Origin of the sequence: Mesorhizobium sp. M7A.F.Ca.CA.002.04.1.1 (assembly GCF_004022805.1) — a bacterium.
Lineage (GTDB): Bacteria > Pseudomonadota > Alphaproteobacteria > Rhizobiales > Rhizobiaceae > Mesorhizobium > Mesorhizobium ciceri.
Genome location: NZ_RZPL01000480.1, coordinates 1 through 4,512 on the forward strand (window position 1 = coordinate 1; position 4,512 = coordinate 4,512).

Annotated in this window: 8 protein-coding genes; 6 read left to right on the top strand and 2 right to left on the bottom strand. The window is 59.9% G+C overall.

Translation table 11 applies throughout. The features are described from left to right. Positions 1 to 412 precede the first annotated feature (412 nt). From ENZ75_RS22180 to ENZ75_RS22195, 4 genes are all read left to right on the top strand, one after another. The gene (locus tag ENZ75_RS22180) at positions 413 to 607 is read left to right on the top strand and encodes a DUF2934 domain-containing protein (protein WP_013531551.1); all 195 of its coding nucleotides are present in this window, start codon (positions 413 to 415) and stop codon (positions 605 to 607) included. A gap of 89 nt (positions 608 to 696) precedes the next feature. Then, complete coding sequence (locus ENZ75_RS22185; protein ID WP_013531552.1) at positions 697 to 873, top strand: hypothetical protein; 177 nt, start codon at positions 697 to 699, stop codon at positions 871 to 873. Next, positions 870 to 1,766 (top strand): alpha/beta hydrolase, encoded by an 897-nt coding sequence (locus ENZ75_RS22190; protein ID WP_063168025.1) that lies wholly within the window; start codon positions 870 to 872, stop codon positions 1,764 to 1,766. Before ENZ75_RS22185 ends, ENZ75_RS22190 begins: the two co-directional genes overlap by 4 nt. A gap of 123 nt (positions 1,767 to 1,889) precedes the next feature. Beyond that, a complete protein-coding gene (locus tag ENZ75_RS22195) occupies positions 1,890 to 2,300 on the top strand; it encodes a DUF427 domain-containing protein (protein WP_013531554.1) in 411 nt (136 codons plus the stop codon). Positions 2,301 to 2,343: 43 nt separating this feature from the next. Here the strand turns inward: ENZ75_RS22195 and ENZ75_RS22200 are convergent, their stop codons facing one another. After that, on the bottom strand, positions 2,344 to 2,763 hold the full coding sequence (locus ENZ75_RS22200; protein WP_027161658.1) for an HD domain-containing protein: 420 nt from the start codon (positions 2,761 to 2,763) through the stop codon (positions 2,344 to 2,346). 24 nt (positions 2,764 to 2,787) lie between these two features. Further along, complete coding sequence (locus tag ENZ75_RS22205) at positions 2,788 to 3,183, bottom strand: GFA family protein (protein ID WP_027161657.1); 396 nt, start codon at positions 3,181 to 3,183, stop codon at positions 2,788 to 2,790. 200 nt (positions 3,184 to 3,383) lie between these two features. Between ENZ75_RS22205 and ENZ75_RS22210 the strand changes: the two genes are divergently transcribed. Continuing rightward, entirely contained in the window at positions 3,384 to 3,992 is a 609-nt protein-coding gene (locus ENZ75_RS22210) for a cysteine hydrolase (protein WP_063168024.1), read from the top strand. Between the two features lie 100 nt (positions 3,993 to 4,092). Beyond that, positions 4,093 to 4,512, top strand: a 420-nt coding sequence (locus tag ENZ75_RS22215; RefSeq protein WP_128278317.1) for a DUF763 domain-containing protein, incomplete at its 3' end; no start/stop codon positions are given.

Genomic DNA, 4,512 nt, shown 5'->3' on the forward strand with positions numbered 1-4,512 from the left:
GCCTCACCCTGGCCGCAAGTTCATGAACCCGCACCGGGACGAAAAGCGGGCTGTCGTCCAGCAGCTTGCTGATTTCGATGACCACATCGGCGTCGATGTCTTTCGGCAATTCCCGCATGAGCGTCACCTCCAATCGAAGCAACAGCCCGCCATGTCGATGCGACGAGCGATCCGGCGTTGAGCGCCGGGCAGTGGGATCGGAGAGGGACGTGCTCGGCGCTGGCCGATATCCTGATTCATAAAACTGCGAGCATAGGTGTGTCACGAAAAAATATCGGTACGAAATTTACCAAGCCGGTCATCCCATGCAATCCACAAGGGCCTTCCCGAAATCCGGCAGCGGCTGTTGCCGACAGAGGAGGAACAAAAAATATGGCCCGGAATTGAGACTGACGAATTGGAGGATCTAGCCATGGACAGCAGGGAAGAAAAGATCAAACGACGGGCCTATGAAATCTGGGAACAAGAGGGCCGGCCGGTAGGCCGCGAGCAGGAGCACTGGGATCGGGCCGTGCAGGAGATCGAAGCTGAGGGTTCGGAGACTGAACGTGGCCCGGTTCTGCCTGACCCGACAGTTGCGGCCGATTCCAATAGCTCGAAGCGTTGATCGGCAATCCCATGGCGTCTTGAGGACCCCGGTCGGGCAACCAAATTGGCGGAACCTCGTTTGCCGGGCATCAACCAGAGGAGGTTTCGATGAAGAGGTTCTTTTCATTCCTGGTCTTGGCCGCTGCCCTTGCGCTCGGCGCCTGCGACAACAACACCGAGCCGATGAAAGCCACCAGCAACAAGAACCCACAGGTTGATCAGGCCGCCAGACCAGGCCCCACGACTGGCGGCGACCAGCCAGCTACGGTGCCTCAGAGCAAATGAACTCCGTCTCACATTGCGACACACCTCTGCTGCGCGTCGCCTATCTCGATGGTGGACCGCAGGACGGCGCCCCGGTTATCCTGCTGCATGGCTGGCCCGACGACGCGACGACATACGCTCGTATTTCGCCGATGCTTCATGAAGCTGGCTTCCGGACGTTTTCCCCTTGGTTGCGAGGCTTTGGGCCGACATCGTTCCTGTCGAAAGAAACCATGCGCTCGGGCGAGATTGCCGCGATGGCGCAGGATGTGCTGGATTTTGCAGATGCGCTTGGCATCAGCCGCTTTGCAGTTGTCGGACATGATTGGGGCGCTCGGATATCCTATCTGCTCGCGTCGGTTTTTCCGGACCGCATCAAGTGCTGCGCTGCGCTGTCCCTCGGCTGGCAACCAGGCAAACCAGCAACGCCGACGCCCGAACAGGCGAAAGCATTTTGGTATCAATGGTTCATGGCGACCGCACGGGGCGCCGAGTTCGTACGAAAGAACGGCAAGGAATTCGCCAGGTATCAGTGGGACAGCTGGGGTCCATTAGGCTGGTTCGACGACGCCATTTTCGATGGCGTTGCGAGCTCGTTCGAAAATCCTGACTGGGCGGATGTGACGTTGCATTCCTATCGGGTCCGGTGGGAAGAGGCCGAGCCCGATCCGCGTTATGCTGAACTCGCCCGCCGGCAAGCAACGGTCAAGATCATCACCGTGCCGATCCTGACGCTTCACGGTGGTGACGACCGCGTTGTGTTTGCCCAGTCTTCAGAGGGGCTCGAAGAGCATTTCACCGCGTTCTACAGGCGGGTGGTGCTGGATGGCATCGGACACTTCCCGACGCGTGAGGCTTCTGATCAGGTTTCGCGAATGTTGGCTGCGTTTCTCGATAGCCATGGCAAGCGCTGAAGGAGGGGCGCCATCGACCCCATAGTAAAGGCCGGAACCTGACGCATCGCCGCGCATTTCGTCTCCATGCATGACGAACCGAAATGCGGTCTCGCAATCAATCGGCAGCCAGGGAGAATTTGGATGCAAGCTTCAGGCGCAATCTCAAGACACCATGCTGGCCAGTTGGCCATAGAACCGTTTGCGGGCACGGTGACGGTACGATTTTCCGACGCCATAGTCGCTGCCACGGAACGGGCGAAAGTGCTTCAGGAAGAAGGACATGAGCCCGTGTTCTATATTCCTTTCGAAGACATCTATTTTGACCTTTTCGAAAAAACGAACACCACCAGCCGCTCCCCTTTGAAAGGTACCGCGAGCTACTGGCGCGTCCATGCCGTGGGCAGCTCGGCTGACGATTTCATGTGGGCGTACGAGACGCCTGAAACCGCGGCGCGGGCCATTGCACGTCATGGTGCATTCGATCCGGAAAAGGCGCGCATCGATGTCGAGCCCGCGGAGGACAGAAGGCATACGCCCCACGTCACGGAGTAGATTGCCCGTTCTCATCGGCGCGAGCTGAAATTCAAGGCAGGTGCTAACCGCGTGGAAACTCTTCATCAAGGATGCGTAGTGCCTCCTCGTATCTGACGGTTGATGCCCCGGCCTGTCGTGCCTGCCAGATATTGTCCGCCAGATCCGCGCGCTTCACCGGCAGCGCCAATGGATTCGATGCCGCTCGTCGCACGAACGCGAAGTAATCCTCGCCGTCCCTACGCGACATGGCGTCGACGGCCGACGCGATCGTCGGGCCAAAACCGGCCTCTTCCAACCTGGTCCGGTCCCAGCCTTCGCCCTTTTCCAGGACGTCATGGAGATAGGCGACGACCTTCTGATCCTTGGTTTCGACCGCGTCAACGACACGGCGACAGTGCTCGATATAAGGTCGCCCGGTCTTGTCGCGCTGTGCCTGGTGGACCTCTTCGGCAATCTTGGCCGCCCGGTAAAACATGCTCATCAGGCTTCCCCTTCAGACATGGTTTCACCATCGCTCCTCGGTGTCGTGGTGCGGCAGGTCCATTCCGCAGCAAACCCAGCCAAGTCGCTGCCTCGATCCATAATTGTAGCGCGGCTCCAGGCGAGCCGGATCGTCGAACGTTCCGACATGAAGCGCGATCTCTCCCGGCGATGCGTCATAGGCGAGGCTGAGCGGCGATCCGCAGGCGGAGCAAAACCCCCTGCAGGCAATCGGCGAAGACCTGCGATAGGTCGGCGTCGCATCGGTCCAGGTCACGCTTTGGGAAGGCACCCAGGCCAGAACCGCGAACGCACTGCCGGTCGCTCGCCGGCACATATCACAATGGCAGTAATGCACTCTCGGTTCGCTTCCAACGCGGAAGCGGATCGTGCCGCAGAGACATCCTCCGCTCAGTTCCATTTTGGCGCCCCGGTTGACTTGCGGCTCCAACGCCTCTCGCGCGGTCTCATGCGAGCACCTCCATTCATCACAGCGAAAACGCCGGTCATTTGCGTCGGTTCCTGTTGGCTATCTCAGGAACCAGTGCTTGCGCGCGGCGTTGCGTGTCTTTGCTGGCAAAATGAGGAGTCAGGAATGCTTGGCCGGTCGGAGACGCACTGATGTCGATGCCGGGGCTGGCATACGGTCCCCTGGGCGATCGATGCATGCATGTCTGCGTGGACATGCAGCGGCTGTTTGCCGAGCCGTCTCAATGGGCAACACCCTGGATCACCCGGGTTCTCCCGCAGATCGAGACGCTGGTCGAAAGACGCGCGCCGCAGACGGTCTTTACACGCTTCCTGCCAGCCAAGAAGCCGGGGCAGGGCGTCGGCACCTGGAAGCGCTATTATGAGCGCTGGGCTTCACAGACGATCGAGACGATCGGGCCTGAAATGACCGAACTGTTGCCGTCTTTAGCCGGCTACTGCCCGCCAGCGGCGATCATCGACAAGCACATCTACTCGCCCTGGTTCGAAGGGCGCCTCAGAGCCTTCCTGGTGGAGCGCGGCATCGATACGCTCGTCATCACCGGTGGCGAAACGGATGTTTGCGTTCTGGCCACGGTGCTCGGAGCCATCGATTTCGGCTATCGCGTGGTTCTCGTCACGGACGCGCTATGCAGTTCTTCCGATTCAACCCACGACGCACTGCTGACCGTTTACCACCAACGTTTCGCGCAGCAGGTCGAGACGGTTGAGATGGAAACGGTTCTCTCGAACTGGACTTGACGTTCGCCAACTCGGCTCGGCGGAAAGTGTCCATGCTTCCTTGCGCGGTTTGGCTGCCTATCTGTTAAGAGAATAACGGACACCAGAACGGATAGCAGACGTGACGCAACGATCGGGAAGTGCTGATCTTCCACTCCATGGCGGGCGCGTGCCAAAATGGCTCGGCGACCGCATGACGCGTCTTGGCGCCGTGATGTGCGAAGCGATCATTCATCACTATGGTCGAGACGAACTGCTGCGACGGCTGGCGCATCCGTTCTGGTTCCAGTCCTTTGGTGCTGTCATGGGCATGGATTGGCATTCGTCGGGGATCACGACCAGCGTCGTGGGCGCTTTGAAGCGTGGCCTCACGCCGCTTTCCGGCGAGCTCGGCATTCATGTCTGCGGTGGTCGCGGCGCGCATTCGCGAAAAACCCCGCATGAACTCGAAGCCATCGGCCAACGCGTCGGCTTTGACGGAGCGGGCCTGGCCACCGTCAGCCGTCTTGTCGCCAAGGTCGACAGCGCCGCAGTCCAGGAC

Coding starts and splice junctions, on each gene's coding strand:
- ENZ75_RS22180 (WP_013531551.1), top strand. CDS start 413: ATGGACAGCAGGGAAGAAAAGATCAAACGACGGGCCTATGAAATCTGG.
- ENZ75_RS22185 (WP_013531552.1), top strand. CDS start 697: ATGAAGAGGTTCTTTTCATTCCTGGTCTTGGCCGCTGCCCTTGCGCTC.
- ENZ75_RS22190 (WP_063168025.1), top strand. CDS start 870: ATGAACTCCGTCTCACATTGCGACACACCTCTGCTGCGCGTCGCCTAT.
- ENZ75_RS22195 (WP_013531554.1), top strand. CDS start 1,890: ATGCAAGCTTCAGGCGCAATCTCAAGACACCATGCTGGCCAGTTGGCC.
- ENZ75_RS22200 (WP_027161658.1), bottom strand. CDS start 2,763: ATGAGCATGTTTTACCGGGCGGCCAAGATTGCCGAAGAGGTCCACCAG.
- ENZ75_RS22205 (WP_027161657.1), bottom strand. CDS start 3,183: ATGGAACTGAGCGGAGGATGTCTCTGCGGCACGATCCGCTTCCGCGTT.
- ENZ75_RS22210 (WP_063168024.1), top strand. CDS start 3,384: ATGTCGATGCCGGGGCTGGCATACGGTCCCCTGGGCGATCGATGCATG.